Annotated in this window: 13 protein-coding genes and 2 pseudogenes; 4 read left to right on the top strand and 11 right to left on the bottom strand. The window is 64.4% G+C overall.

The annotated features are described in order from the left end of the window. The first annotated feature begins 126 nt into the window (after positions 1-126). On the top strand, positions 127-1,413 hold the full coding sequence (locus FHS74_RS18590) for a lipase family protein (protein WP_246463231.1): 1,287 nt from the start codon (positions 127-129) through the stop codon (positions 1,411-1,413). A gap of 84 nt (positions 1,414-1,497) precedes the next feature. On the opposite strand, the gene FHS74_RS18585 is transcribed toward FHS74_RS18590, so the two are convergent. Beyond that, entirely contained in the window at positions 1,498-3,840 is a 2,343-nt protein-coding gene (locus FHS74_RS18585) for a TonB-dependent receptor (RefSeq protein WP_184803354.1), read from the bottom strand. 404 nt (positions 3,841-4,244) lie between these two features. Here FHS74_RS18585 and FHS74_RS18580 point away from each other — a divergent pair, with 404 nt between their 5' ends. After that, positions 4,245-5,696, top strand: a complete 1,452-nt coding sequence (locus FHS74_RS18580) for an amidohydrolase family protein (protein WP_184803352.1) — start codon at positions 4,245-4,247, stop codon at positions 5,694-5,696. A 532-nt stretch (positions 5,697-6,228) separates the two neighbouring features. Here the strand turns inward: FHS74_RS18580 and FHS74_RS18575 are convergent. From FHS74_RS18575 to FHS74_RS18550, 6 genes are read right to left on the bottom strand one after another with little or no spacing between them, the layout of a single operon-like run. Continuing rightward, positions 6,229-7,044 carry a glycosyltransferase family 2 protein gene (locus tag FHS74_RS18575; protein WP_184803350.1) on the bottom strand — a complete coding sequence of 272 codons (816 nt, stop codon included), beginning with the start codon at positions 7,042-7,044 and terminating at the stop codon, positions 6,229-6,231. Continuing rightward, the gene (locus tag FHS74_RS18570; protein ID WP_184803348.1) at positions 7,044-7,967 is read right to left on the bottom strand and encodes a hypothetical protein; all 924 of its coding nucleotides are present in this window, start codon (positions 7,965-7,967) and stop codon (positions 7,044-7,046) included. Before FHS74_RS18570 ends, FHS74_RS18575 begins: the two co-directional genes overlap by 1 nt. An 18-nt stretch (positions 7,968-7,985) precedes the next feature. After that, complete coding sequence (locus FHS74_RS18565) at positions 7,986-9,194, bottom strand: phenylacetate--CoA ligase family protein (RefSeq protein WP_184803346.1); 1,209 nt, start codon at positions 9,192-9,194, stop codon at positions 7,986-7,988. Continuing rightward, positions 9,191-10,120, bottom strand: coding sequence for a glycosyltransferase (locus FHS74_RS18560; RefSeq protein WP_184803344.1), 930 nt, complete (start codon positions 10,118-10,120; stop codon positions 9,191-9,193). The genes FHS74_RS18565 and FHS74_RS18560 overlap by 4 nt, the downstream gene beginning before the upstream one ends. Beyond that, the gene (locus tag FHS74_RS18555) at positions 10,117-11,295 is read right to left on the bottom strand and encodes a hypothetical protein (protein ID WP_184803342.1); all 1,179 of its coding nucleotides are present in this window, start codon (positions 11,293-11,295) and stop codon (positions 10,117-10,119) included. The genes FHS74_RS18560 and FHS74_RS18555 overlap by 4 nt, the downstream gene beginning before the upstream one ends. Continuing rightward, positions 11,292-12,104, bottom strand: a complete 813-nt coding sequence (locus FHS74_RS18550) for a hypothetical protein (RefSeq protein ID WP_184803340.1) — start codon at positions 12,102-12,104, stop codon at positions 11,292-11,294. The genes FHS74_RS18555 and FHS74_RS18550 overlap by 4 nt, the downstream gene beginning before the upstream one ends. A 387-nt stretch (positions 12,105-12,491) precedes the next feature. Here FHS74_RS18550 and FHS74_RS31325 point away from each other — a divergent pair. Continuing rightward, positions 12,492-12,581: pseudogene (locus FHS74_RS31325) on the top strand (cyclophilin-like fold protein); the annotation flags it as partial. Here FHS74_RS31325 and FHS74_RS30535 read toward each other — a convergent pair. The 4 genes from FHS74_RS30535 to FHS74_RS18525 form a co-directional block, all read right to left on the bottom strand. Then, positions 12,542-12,862: a hypothetical protein gene (locus FHS74_RS30535; protein ID WP_246463230.1), complete on the bottom strand. Its 321-nt coding sequence runs from the start codon at positions 12,860-12,862 to the stop codon at positions 12,542-12,544. The pseudogene FHS74_RS31325 and the gene FHS74_RS30535 overlap by 40 nt on opposite strands. A gap of 99 nt (positions 12,863-12,961) precedes the next feature. After that, positions 12,962-13,375, bottom strand: coding sequence for a nuclear transport factor 2 family protein (locus FHS74_RS18535; RefSeq protein ID WP_184803338.1), 414 nt, complete (start codon positions 13,373-13,375; stop codon positions 12,962-12,964). Positions 13,376-13,460: 85 nt separating this feature from the next. After that, a complete protein-coding gene (locus FHS74_RS18530) occupies positions 13,461-14,060 on the bottom strand; it encodes an NADPH-dependent F420 reductase (protein WP_184803336.1) in 600 nt (199 codons plus the stop codon). 32 nt (positions 14,061-14,092) lie between these two features. Continuing rightward, entirely contained in the window at positions 14,093-14,626 is a 534-nt protein-coding gene (locus tag FHS74_RS18525) for an SDR family oxidoreductase (protein ID WP_211106398.1), read from the bottom strand. A 33-nt stretch (positions 14,627-14,659) separates the two neighbouring features. Here FHS74_RS18525 and FHS74_RS18520 point away from each other — a divergent pair. Next, positions 14,660-15,074 (top strand): annotated as a pseudogene (locus FHS74_RS18520) (transposase); the annotation flags it as partial.

Here is a 15,074-nt window from a genome sequence, read left to right as displayed (position 1 = left end):
AAAAGTAAGCGGTCCCGGGCGTTGTCGATTGGGCAACGGCCCATTGTAAAAATCGACGCAGGTAAATGGAATCGACCGCCATAGGCTGTAGACTTTCCATGATGGCGACAAAAGATCGGACATCGCATGTTCAGAATTTCCAAGCGCGCGCTTCTGTACTTTTCCTTGGTCCTGATGTCCGGCACGGCCCTGGCATCGGGCGCGAAAGACGGCGGGCCGGATATCGACGGCGACGGTGGCGTCTCAGCCTTCTACCGCTGGGATTCCGCCATGGGGCAGCCAGGCCTGCCCCTGCGGGAAGAAGCACTTCCGCCGGCACTGTCACGGCCTAAATCGGCAACGGCGTCACGCTTCCTTTACACCGCGACCAGCGGCGTCGGGCGGGGTGTGGTGCCGGTCTCCGGCATCGTCTACATCCCCGCCGGGCCGCCGCCCCAGGGTGGCTGGCCCGTCCTCGCCTGGGCCCATGGCACGACCGGCTTCGCCGATGTCTGCGCCCCCTCCTGGCGGGGCCAGCCGGCGCGCGACGTGGCCTATCTGCAGCGATGGATGGAGGCGGGATTCGCCGTCGTGGCCACCGATTATGAAGGGCTGGGAACGAAGGGCGTTCATCCCTATCTGCTGTGGAAATCAGAGGGCTATTCCGTCCTGGACGCCGTGCGCGCGGCACTGAAGTCCAAGCCGGGCCTGTTGCGCAACCAGGTGGTCATCGCCGGCCAGTCCCAGGGCTCCGGCGCGGCGCTGGGGGCCACCTATCTGGCGCCCAGCTACGCGCCGGATCTGCACGTGCTGGGCACCGTCGCCACCGGGCTGGTCGTCACCTTCGCCGGTCCCCAGGGCGACGGCTTCGTCAAGAAGCCGGAGCAGTACACGGACCCGAGGCAGATGGACCCCGGCTTCGCCATGCTGCGCATCGGCGGCATCGACCGCGCCCTGCACCCCGAGTTAGATCCCGCCGATTTCGTGACGCCCAAGGGCCGCGCCCTGCTGGACGCCGCCCGGACATCCTGCCTGCACGACCTGTTCGCCTTGTCGAAAAAGCAGGGAGTGAGCGGCGCGGATGCCTTCGTCAGTGACCTGGCGCCGCTGGATGGCGACATGGAGGCCAACTTCGTCCTGCCGGTCGCCAGGATGACCGTGCCCATCTTCGCCGGCACCGGCCTGGCCGACGGCATGGCGGGCACCGCCGGGCAATACAACGCCGTGAAGGCCATGTGCGACGCCGGGACCAATGTGCAATGGCACACCTATCCGGGCCTCAGTCACAATGGCGCCGTCAACGGGTCGCTGAGCGACAGCCTGCCCTTCGTCCAGTCCCTGATGAAGGGGGAAACGCCCAAGGGCGATTGCGCCAGCATCACTGCCCCGGGTCCGGTGCAGACGGCGACACCGGGCGTGCCCTTCAACGACTGACGGCCAACAGCGCGGGGCCCCAAACACAAGGGGCGGTGGCACCCATGAGATGCCACCGCCCCTTTTTTCGCACTGTTGAGAGGCTTAGTATCGGTACTGCGCCGTCAGGCCGAAGGTGCGGGGCCGATAGCTCTGGTCGTAGTAAAGCGTGCCGCCGACACCGTCGTGGTTGCGCGACAGCACGTCGTTGGAATTGGTGACATTGTCGATGAACAGCGACAGATCCAGGCCGGAGAACCGGGCACCGGCCCGCAAGGACAGGTAGTTGGTGGCCCCCAGGGCATAGAGGCCGGAGTCATAACCGTACGTCCCCTGGGTGGCCTGCTGGATGTTCTTGCTGGCGAAGCTGTAATCGGCGCGCAGATAGCCGGTGATGGCCTCGGTCACGGGAATCTCCCCTTCCCCGTAGACATGGCCGGACCACAGCGGCCCACCGATGCGCTGACCTTCCGCGCGCAGCAGCAGGTTGTTGCCGCCATAGATGTTTTCATCATAGGTGATGTGGGTGTAGCCGATCTCGGTGCCGAAGGTCAGGCCGTGCAGCGGCCGGACGGCGGCGGACAATTCCAAGCCCTTGCCCGTGGCGGCACCCAGGTTGGAAATGTAGGAGAAGCTGCAGGTCGGCAGGCGGATGGATTGCTGGATGTTTTTCCATTTCAGCAGATAGCCGCTGGCATCCAGGCTCACCATGCCGCCGAACAGCTTGTTCTTGCTGCCGCCTTCATAGGACCAGAGGTGATCGGACTCATAGCCGGTGGGGCTGGAGGTCAGGCCCAGGGTCTTGAGGTCGCCGGCGCAGAACTCGCTGGCGACCGCAGCCTGGGCGCCGCCGGGCCGAAAGCCTTCGGTGGCCGAGGCGTACAGCATGTGATCCGGGTCCAGCTGATAGGAGACACCGACCTTCGGCGTCCAACTGCCCTCCGTTGCCCCCACGGTCTTGACGGTGCGGACGCCGGCGTTGGTCGGGCCGTCCTTCGTGTCGGTGAAGGTGAACTCATCCAGGGTATAGCGGGCCGCCAGGGTGATCTTCAGGTCCTCGATCGGCTTGATGTCGACGCTGCCATAGCCGGCGTACTGGTGGTCGTTCGCCGCGACCAGGTTCACGTAGCTGTAGCGGCTTTCATATTGCGGATAGCCGCTGACCAGCACGCCCGGTATCCGGCCCGAACCCGTGTAGTTGGTGAAATACTGGCGGGTGCGGGAATAGTAAGCACCCGCCGTCCAGTCGAGATACTTGTTGTCATACGACTGGGCGCGCAGCTCCTGCGTCAGGTTCCGCTGGTTCAGCGTCAGGTAGTCGTTGGTGTTGGAAATGTCCTTGTTGGAATAAGTGCCGAAGGGGTTGCCGGTCCGCAGGAAGGAGAAATACGTCGCGTAATTCAGCGTCTGATCCTGCTGACGCTGGAAGTATGAGGTGTTGGAGATGATCTCGATATTGTCTTCCAACTCATACTTCACGGCCAGGGCCGGCATGGTGAAGCGATCCTTGCTCGGCTCCAGCATGGCCACACCGCTCTTGTAGTCGCCATTGCTGGCATTGCCATAGCCTTCCCAGTAGTCGTTGCGCGCCCGGGACTTTTCCTCCTGGTAGTAAATGCTGGGCGTCACCGTCAAACCTTCGATCGGCTTCCAGGCGGCCGACAGGCGCGCCTCGCGCGTGTCGGAGGAATTGATGTCCTTGTTGATGACGGTGTTGGTTCCCGGCTTGACCTGATCGATGTAGCCGCCGCTGTGCTGGTACCAGGCGCTGGCGCGCACGGCCAGGGTGTTGGAAATCGGCCCGCCCACGGCGGACCCGACCTCATAGCTGGCGGCACCATTCTCGGTGGAGGCCACCTCGGCGCGGGAATAGATTTCCAGCTTGTCGAAGCTGGGCTGCGGCGTGATGAAGCGCACCGCACCGCCCTCCGCGCTGGCGCCGAACAGCGTGCCCTGGGGGCCGCGCAGTACCTCCACCCGTTCCAGGTCAAACACCTTGGGATAGGGGTTGCCGCCGTAATAGCCGACGTTGCGGATCTGGATGGGCGTGTCGTCGATGTAGATGGCGGTGGTGGCGGAGCCGACGTCGGACGACAGGCCACGGATGTAGATGTTGCTGCCGTTGTTCGACGTGACGCCGGATGCCGGCACGAAGCGCAGGGCCGGTGTCACCCGCGCGATGTCGTCGATCTTGCGGATGCCTTGCTGGTCCATCTGTTGCTGGCTGAGGGAGGCGACCGACAGCGGCACCTTGCTGATGCTTTCGCCGCGCCGCTGGGCGGTCACGATGATCTCCGTCAGGCCATCCGCATCCGCCGCCGGCTGGGACTGGGCCCAGGCCGTCGCGGAGCCAACGACGAGGGCGCCGGGGGCACACGACAGGATGAGAAAGGCGAGGCCGGCGCGCTGGACCAGCGACGGGTTGGTACGCGGATGACATTCAGACATGAAGAGTCCCCCTGACCTGAAACATTAATGCCCCCTTTATTTAAATTTTCTCGCCCTTGACCCATGCGCCTCACGGCACCGGGCCTTGGATGCGTTTGCGGTTATTCGAACCCGCGGTTATTCGAACCCTACGGCGGGACCACGGCTGTCACCGAACTCCACTGTCGGCGGACGGTGGTTGGCGTTGCACGTCCCGACGCCTTCATCGTCCGGGGAAAACGCGGCCAAGGCCATTGCAAGAACGGAACAGTCCTGTTGCTAAATCCGTGCGACCCCTCAACCGTTGCCAGGGGTGCACACCGGCGCTGCGCAACTGGCAACCGACCGGGCCGGCGTTTCCGATACGCTCGATCCCCCGCTGCCCTATCATGCGGGGAGGCCAGTCGCAAACCGCCGGAGCAAGCATGTCAGATGAGACCGCCCTGATCGTGCGGGCCGGGCACCTTATCCCATCCGCCGCCCAGGCCCCCGCCGGCCCCCATGAGGTCGTCATCGCCCACGGCAGGATCACTAGCGTGCGACCGGTGGACCCCACGTTATTGACGCCGGAGGAGTCCCGCCTGCTGCTGATGCCGGCCCTGGCAAACGCCCATGATCATGGGCGTGGGCTGGGCACCCTGGCGTTCGGCGCGGCCGACCAGCCCCTGGAAACATGGCTGCCCGACCTGGCCCGCCAACCGCCGCTGGACTTCCACCAGTGCGCCGCCATCGCCTTTTCGCGCATGGCGGCATCCGGCATCGGCGTCGTCAATCACTGCCACAACACCCAAAGCAGTCAGACCCTGCTGGCCGAGGCCGAGGCCGTGTCGCGGGCGGCGCGGGACGTTGGCGTCCGGGTGGCCTTCTGCTGGCCCTTCTTCGATGCCAACCCCGTGGTCTATGGGGATATGGCGCCGCTGGCGGCCCATGTGTCCCCGCAGGAATATGAGGAACTGCGGGGGCGTGAAGCCGGAATGCGCGACTGCGCCACCAACCTGGCCCTGATGGACCAGGCCCGGGCGTTCGAGCACGCGCTTTTCACGCTGCAATACCACCCCGTCGGGCCGCAGTGGGTTCAACCCGCCACGTTGGAGAAGATCGCCCGCGCCGCACGCGACGATGGCCGGCGCGTGCACATGCACCTGCTGGAGACGCGCCGCCAGCGGGCCTGGGCGGACCAACGCTATCCCGATGGCATCCTCCGCCATTTCGATACCATCGGCCTGCTTACCCCCCGTCTCACGGTGGCGCACGGCGTCTGGCTGCGGCCCGACGAATGCGCCCTGCTGGCGGACCGGGGCGTCACGGTGGTGGTCAACACCTCCTCCAACCTGCGCCTGCGGTCGGGCCTGCCGCCCATGCGGCGGTTGACGCAAGCCGGCACACCCCTGGCCTTCGGACTGGACGGAATGAGCCTGGACGATGACGAGGATATGCTGAGAGAACTGCGCCTCGTCTATCATCTCGGCAACGCGGCGTCCGACGACGGTGAAATACTATCGCCGGCGGACATTCTGAAGGGCGCCTGGGAGACGGGACGCAAAACCATCGTCGGCGACGATGGCGGCGGAAGAATTGTGGAGGGCGCCCCTGCCGATATCATGGGCGTCGACTTCGCCGCCCTTGCCCACGACGCCATGACATCCCGGTCCGACGTCCTTTCCCTGCTGATCGGCCGTGCGCAAAAGCACCACGTTCGGCTGCTTTTTGTCGGCGGCCATGCTGTTCTTAACCGGATGGACGTTTTGACGTCCTCTCAAGACGCATCCTTTCCCCGCCCCGGCATATCACTTTTCGCTGAGCAGGCGCTCCCAGAAGAAAAAATCAGGAAGATAAATGAGACCAAGAATCTCATGAAGTTCTATTACAGTATATAATGCAGCCATAGACACCATCCGAATCCATATCTTCGACGCCAAAATACTCTCATTCACTCCAGGGGAAAGCCCTGGGGCGCGGTCAGAAGGTTAAAATTTATAAATCAAATATACGGATCGCCAGATTGACGACTTCATCCGCCAATTCCGATGGCGTCGGCTCATGCCCGGGTGTGCGGATCATCGCGCGGTTTGACTGGAGCGCAAATCCGAAAATGGCACTCCACATGGTATTGCAAGCATGCCGGGTGGAAGCTGTCATTCCACCCGACGGTGGCCGGCACAGCGGCCCTTGTGACCGCACTCAGCCAGGCACTGGGCCGCGTGGCGGATCGCGTGGCCAATACCCTCTCCCCCACCTCTTCCTCCCCTCGGTCTCTGCGGAGAATTGAATGTCGGGGTTGACAATGGCCCAACGCGAAGACCATCGGCTGCGGCTTCACTACCAATCCCTCAGCCAAGGCCGGCGTTGAGAGGAGCTCCAAGGTGAGTTGGGGCCCATTGGCTGGACCTTCTTCCGGTCAGGATTAGCTTACCATCCTGTTCGATTTTCCGGGGCCACCTCTGCGGTCTGGCCGGGGGGCGCTGGATGCCGCAGCGGAATGGCCGCCGTTTCGACCTCGCTGTCCACCGTCACCGATCGCGTCCCCGCCAGGTATTCCTCCCGGTACTGGATGGTCAGTTCCTGCAATCGCATCCTGGTGCCGGATTCATAGTTGGTTTCTGGATGGGTGGTCAGTGAGCTGGCATGCGTGCGCCGCAGGTAGAGGAAATCCTCCAGGACCATCGTGCGGAAGCCGGCCGCCTCGGCGCGGATCACGAATTCCGTATCAGCGCCGCACGGCCAGGCGCGGAACCCGCCCAGCCGTTCCCAGATGTGCCGCTTGGCGACGAACTGCCCGTCCGTTCCCTTGCGCCGGCAGCCGTTCTCGGGCCGATAGTCCGGCAGGGCGGGCACGACGGATGTGGGCCGCAGGTTTTCGTCCGTGTACACGCTCCAGGACATGGTGAGGTCGGCCCCCCCCTCCAGCGCCCCGATGTGCGCCCGCAGATAGTCGGCCAACATCACGTCATCGGCGTCGAAGCGGGCGATCAGGTCGCCATCGGCGTACTGCATCAAGGTGTTGAAGGTGACGTAGGTGCCGCGGTTGCGCCCCAGGTACACGCCCTGCAGGGCGGGATAGGGCACCGTTCCGATGTAGTCCAGCGTATCGTCGCACCCGTCGACGCCCACCAGCACCTGAAGGCGCCAGCCGGCCGGCAAGGATTGCGCATAGACGGCGTCCAGGCAGTCGCCGAGCCAGCGGCGCGCGCGGAAGGCGGCGATCAGGACGGATATGGTCTTCATCAGACGGCCCCCACCAGGATCGGCGGCGCCAAAAGCTCCTGAAGGCCGCGCCGCAGGAACCCGAACCAGTCCGCCGTCGGCGGCTGAGCGGCATAGAAGGGTGTCAGGTTCAGATCGATGATGGTGTGCCGCGTGGCGTCATGGATGACGTCCAGGCAGAAATAATCGAATGGGTAGTGGGCGACGAAGCCGGCCAACTGCCGCCACATGTCCCTGGGAAAACCGCCATGATCATCGGCCACGGCGGCCAGGCGGCGGCGATCGATGCAGACCCAGCGGTCGCCCGCCCGCTCCATCTCCTTCTTGATCAGGTCGGGGCTATGGGCGCGGATGCAGACCATGGCGTCGCCGCAGCCATAAATGCGATAGATCGTGTCGTCATGGGCGATGAAGTTCTCAATGACCAGGTGGGGATTGTCCCACCAGGTGAAGTTGACTTCGTCGCGGCGCAGCAGCCGATAGTCGTCCCAACCGCGGATCGGGCAGTCGGCCGGTGCGGAGAACAATCCCTGCAGATCGGCGGGCAAGGCCCGTTCCGCCTCGCCGCCATAGTTCAGGTCCGTCTTCACGAACAGGAATTGATCGGCCGGCCCCTCGCGCGCGGCGCGGGCGCTTCGCAGGCCGGCATTCTCCAGCATGGCATGCAGGGTGCGCTTGCGCATGTCCGCCAGGCCGGCGTTGAGCACCTTGATCCCCCGTTGCGCCAGTTTCCGCTCGAACACCGGGCGTTGGCGCGGGAACAAGGCGGCGTTCGACAGTCGGTGATGGAACAGGACCGCCTGGATATCCGGGCCGCACGCCGCGTCCAGCACCTCCCATTCATCGTCCCATTGCGCCGGGCAATGGGCGCCGGCGAGGTGGCTGATCAGGTACCCGCGCCATGTGTCCCACTCATAGACCAGAAGATTGCTTAGTTTTTCCATGGGGCCCTCCCCGGGGCTTCAACGGCGCCGGTCGACAAGCGTCGCCGTCTTGCCGGTGGTGGGGTCGAGATGAAGGTCGGCGAAGGTCACGGCCCGCACATGGGTCGTGCCGCTGCCCTCATCCTGTTTCATGTGCCGGCGCAGGCGCTCGGCGACGGCGGGCAGGATCGCCGGATCGTCGCACACCACATGCAGGCCCAGCCGGTCGCAACCGTCGGCCTCGAGATCCAGCACCGCCTGCCAGGCGGTACAGCCCTCGGCCACCGCGGCGAAGCCGCCATCGTCATGGGTGATCTCGTAAAAGCGGAAGGTGCGCGGGCGTCGGCCCCGAACCTCCAGCATGCGTTCCCCCTCGCGACGCACGATGCGGCCGATATCGCCCTGGCTGTAGCGGAACAGGGGGAAGCGCTCCCGCCACGTGTTGGTCACCACGATCTCGCCGAAGCCTTCCTTGTCCGGCGCAGCGATTTCCACCACCATGCGCGGCAGGATGCTGAACAGCCCCGGGGTGGCGGTGGCGTCGCAGACCGCCCAGATGCCGGTTTCCGCCGCGCCGTACAGGGACCAGATCTGGCGGACGCCGAAGGTGCGGCACAGCCGCTCGCGCACACTGTCCCGCATCAGCTCGCCCGCATACAGCAGCTGCGGAATGCGAGGCAAAGCCTGGCCGGACTCCTCGCACCAGTTGGCGAACAACGTCAGGACGGATGGCGTGCCCGCCAGATGGGTCGGCTGGAACAGCGCCGCCGCCGCCCGCATGTCGGCATACGGGGACTGCGCGCTCATGGGCAAGGTGGTGGCGTAGCACCGCTCCAGCAGGTCATCCACGATGGCCGCCGTGCGGTAAAGGCCGGTGTAGGCGAAGAGGTTCAGCACCACCGAACGGGGCGCGAACACCCCGCAGGCCAGCATATGCTCGGCCAGCGCCTGCCGCTGGGCATGGTTCTCCGCGATATCCACAGGGAAGATCAGGGGGCCGCCGCCGGCGCTGCCGCCAGAACGGACAAGGTATACCCCCCGGTCCTCGCCAGCGGGGGAAAAGCCGTCCAACGCCGCCAGCAGGTCGCTTTTCTGGCACACGGGCGCGTCACGCCAATTGCCACAATCCCGGTAGAGGTGGCGCCAGAAAGGATGGCGGCGCGCCCTCTCGAAGGCATGGGCCATCATCTCGTCCCCGGCGCGGCTCTCGCCGCTCACCGTCCCGGTCCAACCTGAATCCGGGCTCATGCCGCCCTCCATAGCAATGGCAGGTCGATATCGAAATGCCTCAGCAAGACGCCGTGGGCATCGCAGAACGCGGCGCGCTGGGCATCGTCCGGCAGGCTGTCCAAGGCGAAGGTCAGCCAACGCCGCCCCAGGGTGCGGCACAGCCGGCGGTCCTCGCCGTCACCGCTGTCGCGGAAGCGCTCCAGGCTGGGCGGAACTTGCAGCCGGCGCCAATCATCACATCGCCGATGGGACAGGCTATCCGGCAGGATCCGATAGCGGATCACCGGTTCGGCCAGCAACCCCACCGGGGCCGGGGCGCCGCCGCGTTTGACGATGCCCTTGGCGACGCGGTACCAGAAATCGATGTTCTCATTCACATGACTGCCTTCCGCGAAGCGCTCATTCCCGATGACGCCGCGGCGCACGGCGACGTTGCTGGCCCGCCCCATGAAAAAGTCAGGATGGCTGGCGCTGGCCGTCACGCGGGGCAGACGAAACAGTGTCCCCTCCAGCGGCACGACTTCGCCCCGCAGCGCGGCCATGTCCGGGAAATAATCGCCTGGGTCCGAGGTATCGAACCCCAGTACCATCAGGTCCAGGGCGTGACCCTGCATGCAGCGCAGGATTTCGCTGCAACAGTCCTCGCGCCAACAATCGTCGGCATCCAGGAACGCCAGCACCGTCCCGCCAGCACGCTCCAGGCCGCGATTACGCGCCGCGCTGGGGCCACCATTGGCCGGCAGCCGCAGCAATTCGGTCCGGCTGACCCCCAGCGCGGCCAGGCGGTCCAGGCCCGCCTGGGCCAATCGCGCGCCATCGTCGGTCGAGGCGTCATCCACCACGATCACTTCGTCGGGCGGATGCGTCTGCGCCGCGAGGGACGTCAAGGTCTCCTCGACGTAGTCTTCCCCATTATAGAGCGGAATGACGACCGACAGGCTCACGGCGCCACCTCACACCGGTAGAGCTTGCCCCGCTGCTGATGCAGATTGATCACCGCGTCATTCGACCCGCGGAACATGCCATTGCCGTAGCAAACGGCATCGCGGCACAGCAGCATGCCGACCATATGGATGGGGCCGGGGAAATCCGGGTCAATGAATTCGAGCTGTTCCAGATAGGGCTGGAACATGAGGTGCGGCCAGTCGCGCCTCACCCGGTCGGCCCATTCCGCCTCGCCGCAGGCCGAACGAACCAGGGTGCCAATGCCGCGTCCCCCGCTGCTGGGCTTGGCGATCCAATCCCCGTCGTAACGCAGCAGCCGTTCGGCTTCCAGCGCCGAGCGGGCGCAGACGGAGGTGATAAGGTGCGGACGCAACTGCGCGTACAGCTCCGCCGGCATGGCGTCACGCATGATGGCGGCGTCGGAGAGGACCGCCAGTACGCGCTTGTCATGCACCAGGATCACGGTCCGGACATCGTTGAAATAGGCGCCGCGGGTAACAGTGTGGGCCAGGACCCCAGGCTCCAGGGCCGGCAACTCGTTGCGGTCCAACTGCAGGATCAGATGATCCAGCGGCAGCCCCTGGGCATAGGGGCGCCCGTCGCGCAGGCTGAGGTCGCCCGGCCGCGCCGCGATGAAGCCAACGCCCGTCCGCCGCAGGTGATCGGACAGATAGTCGACCTCGCCGCTGGGTTCCCGGCCATGGACCAACGCCACGGTTTGCCCCGGCTTGTAGGGCGCGCACAGATCATCCCAGAAATCCGCCTGACCGTGCGACCAGGCGCGGCTGACCATCCAGCCGTTCAACGGATAGCGCGCCCCAATCTCACAGATGCGCGCCGTGCCATCCCGGTCCAGGATGAAATCGGGCCTGTACCACCCCACGCGATAGGGTGTGGGCGCGGCCAACCGCAGGATGCTCTCCAGGTCCGGCGGCAGGGAATAGATGGCCCGGATACGGGCATCGAGGAAATACCGCCCCACCACCGCCCGCAGGGCCATGTCGAGCAAGCCGGCCAACGCGCGCATCTGGCCGCGATAGGCGGCCGGTAGGGCGACGGCACGGTCGGAACACACCTCGCCATGGCGCAATCCGCCGACCATGGGAAGCGGCACCCCCATCCCGGCGCCGCCCGTTTCGACCAGGATGGGGTACAGGCCGTCATTCATGTTCATAAGACATGCTCAAGGCGGGGAAACAGCGCCTGCAGGACGATGGCCTTCCTTTTCAAATACTGGCCCGCGATCCCCGCCAGATCATAGGCCTCCCAGTCGACATCGAACGCCTGCGCGTAATGGGTCAGGGTGTTCACCGCATGGAAGAAGTGGTTCCTCTCCGTACCGCCGCAATGCACGCTGATCCAGCGCAGCGGGCGGGCGGTGTCTTCGTCCGTGTAATGGAAGTGCTCGACGAGCCACTGCCGGAACAGCGGCAGGATGAACTCGACCTCCCCATGCGTGTAAATCTCATGCGCCAGCGTGGTCAGCAGGCCCAGCGCGATATCGGGCTCGCGCAAGGACATGTTGTCCTTCCACGTCTTGAAGTCGGCGGCGCTGCGGTCGATGTAGCGGGTCTGGAGCCAGGCGTCGTCACCGACGATGTCGGTGGCCATGGTGTGGAACATCTTCGAATGCAGGATCTTGTGCGTCACCGCCAAGTCTTCGTCGATGATGCGATGCAGGGAAACCAGGGCCTGCAGCAGGGCCTGAGGGTCCCGCACCGGCTCACCCCGGTGCAGCTTCAGGGTCAGCCGGTTGCTGATGCCGGCCACCGTCATGGCGCTGTTATTGGTCTGGCTCCAGCTTGCGAAGAAGCGGCGCAGGGTTTCGCCATCGTGCCGCCGTGACGTCAGGTCACGGAAGCCATTCTCGATGGTGAGGAATTCCGCTGCGTGATTGGCAAAGCCCCTCAGCAGAGGTGCGCGGAACGGCCCGTCAGGCATGGTCCGCAACACGGGCAGAATGTGGCTACTTAAGTTTTCCATGCCGAATCCCCCAGCTCATAGACATTCCGAAATAAGTCGAGCGAATATTATTATTCGCCCGTTCGCATTTGTTCCGCGAATTTATACCCGGAATAATAGGTGGGATCGGCGTTTTATAAATACTACTGAGTGCGTACTTACGCACCCTATGGTGTGTTGTGCTGTAACCAAGAGATGTATCATAGGGAAAGACCTGCATGGCGTTGATGTAGCCATCGCGGAAGGGCAAGACCCAGGCGTCCGCTTTTGTTAATCGGCGCGACCAAATGACCCTATCGATTTCAACAGAATCAAACGGATCCCGCGGCGGTCGGCGTCGAATCTGCGTGCCGATGAACAATCAGCGACCTTCCCCGACGCCTGTCCCGGGCAGGCGCGCCGGCGAGCGTGGCGGGCGACATCACCTATTGCGCGCCGTGGGGGAACTTGGCTCTTTTCTACCGGAAGGGCCCCCATGCCGCCGGGCTTGTCCGACTTGGCGCCATCACATCAGGGGTGGAACACCTGCAACGTCCGGGATCGCTCACGGTGACGCTCTCCATCGACCGGAACGAGGATGTCCGCATGCGGCCGACCGGGTCGTTCTTGAAGTCGGCGACCTCGGCCGGCACGAAGCTGAAGACCCGCCCTTCGGGTCCCACGATCCCGGAGAATAGTCGCGTCCAGTCGCCATCGCCCGGGTACACGTCGATGACAGTCGAGCCCAGCTCAACTTGGGCGAAGCGGATCAGTTCGGATAGCTTGGATTGGTCGTACATCGGGATCTCCTCGATGGTTGAACATTCGATGGGCGCGCGACGACGATCCACGGCGCGTTCGCCGTCGACCCTGGACCCGATCACCGCAGACGGCGAGCGCTACGCCGGCCCGGACGCGTCCACCTGCGCGGCCCGCGCCAGGGCTTGCGTGTCGACATATTCCCGGATGTTGGTCAGTCTGCCGTCCCGGACCGTGATGGCGAAGATCCAGTCGTCCTCGAACGTCTTGTTCGTCGCCTTGATCTTTCCCCTCGCGAAGCCGACGACGAGGACCCGGTCTCCCTGCGCCACGAATTCCCGGGGTTCCGTGGACGTTTCCATCGATTTGGATGCCGTCTCGAGCAGATCCGCCAGCCCGGCGTGTCCGTGGCGCGTTCCGGCCAGCGGCCAGTCCTCCCCCGGAATGATCCACTCGATGTCTTCGGCGACCAGCGCCAGCACGGCTTCCCTGTCGCCGCGGCCGATCGCGGCGAAGAAATCCTTCACGGTTTGGATGTTCGTCTCGAGGCTCATGGGAATTTCTCCATTTCGCACGGATCGGATCGCGCTCGATCCGATCCGTGCATCGTGTCCGTGCGGGCGAGGGACACCACGTTCATCAGTCGAACTTGACCAGGTCCTTGAAGACCAGCCGACCCCAGCTGTTCCCGCGTGCCAGGACCAGCAACCCACCTTCCGACAGCCCGCCGAGTTTGATCGGCGCGAAACCGAGATTTTCCGCAAGCGCGCCGATCTCGTCTGCGGCACCGTCGTCGTCGCTCGCCAGGAACACGACTCTCCTGCCACCGTTTACGGCCGGGTCTTGGTCGAGGACGGCAGCGACCAGATGGTTGAAGCCCTTGACCAGTCTTGCGCCGGTGAAGGCCTGCGCGACGACCTCGGAGGAAGGCCGGCCCCCCAGTTGCTCAGGGGGTACGCCATAGGCGTTGGTCACATCGACGATGATCTTCCCCTGCCAGCTGGGCAGCGCCTTCGCGACATCCGGGTGCGATTGGAAACGGACAGCCAGGAAGATGATGTCGGCCTTGACGGCTTCCGCGAGCGTTTTGGGCGTGACCCCGGGTCCGATCGCGGCCGCAGCGGATGCAAAGCTCTCCGGGTCGCGGGTGGTTGCGACGGATACGTCGATCCCGCTTCGGGCAAATGCCCTGGCCAGGGCCTGGCCGATCTTGCCGAAGCCGATGATTGCGTAGGTCATGATGTTTCTCCGATCGTGTGTGATGTCGGGGGTCAGACCTGCGCCAGCCCTCCGTCGACGGCGAGATCCACGCCGGTAACGTAAGAACTTTCATCAGAGGCGAGGAACGTGACGGCCGCGGCGACTTCCTCTGGCTGGCCCCTGCGACCCATGGGGACCTGCGAGGCAAATTGGGCGGCCGCCTGCTCGGCTTGCTCAGGGGTAAGGCCCGTCGTTGTCGCCAGAGCGGGGGTCTCGATCGGTCCCGGGCTCATCGTGTTCACCCGGATCTTGCGATCCTTCAGCTCCAGCGTCCACGCGCGCGCAAAACTGCGCACAGCCGCCTTGCTCGCGGCGTAAGCGCTGAACCCGGGCAGCCCCATCACGTTCGAGACCGAAGAGGTCAGGATAATCGAACCGCCGTCCCGGAAGAGGGGAAGGGCCTTCTGCACTGTAAAGAACAGCCCCTTCACGTTCACGTCGAAGGTCTGATCGAAATGAGCCTCCGTCGCCGCCGCGAGCGGGGCGATTGTCCCAGCGCCCGCGTTCGCGAAGAGTGGACTTGCCCTGGAAAAGTGGAGAGCCATCACCCTAAAATTTGGGTCTGATGGAGGTTAATGATGGTTCGTGTGAAGCAGGCGAAGATCACGGCGGCCTTCAAGCAGGAAGCGCTACGGATCTTATCGACAAGCGGTCGGACGGTCGCGGAAGTGGCCGGGGACCTGGGCATAGGGAAATCGACGTTGCAGCGTTGGAAGACGCAAGCGACGGAGAGTGAGCTTCTTTCGGGTCCACATCCGGATGTTGAGAAGGAACTGGCGCGGCTTCGGCAAGAGAACAAGATTCTGCGCCAAGAACGGGATCTGTTAAAAAACGCTGCAGCCTTCTTCGCCCGGGAGACAAGTCGATGATTTACCGGCTCATCGACGCGAAGAAGGCGGAAATACCGGTTAACCGTAGCTGCGGCTTATTGGGCGTGAGCGGCAGCGGTTATTATGCGTGGAAGCGGCGGAAGGCCAGTGTTCGGCAACAGGC

The organism is Nitrospirillum iridis (assembly GCF_014205765.1).
In the GTDB taxonomy this organism is placed as follows: Bacteria; Pseudomonadota; Alphaproteobacteria; order Azospirillales; family Azospirillaceae; genus Nitrospirillum; species Nitrospirillum iridis.
Note: the sequence above shows the minus strand (reverse complement) of the source record. Positions and strands in the feature narration are given on the sequence as shown.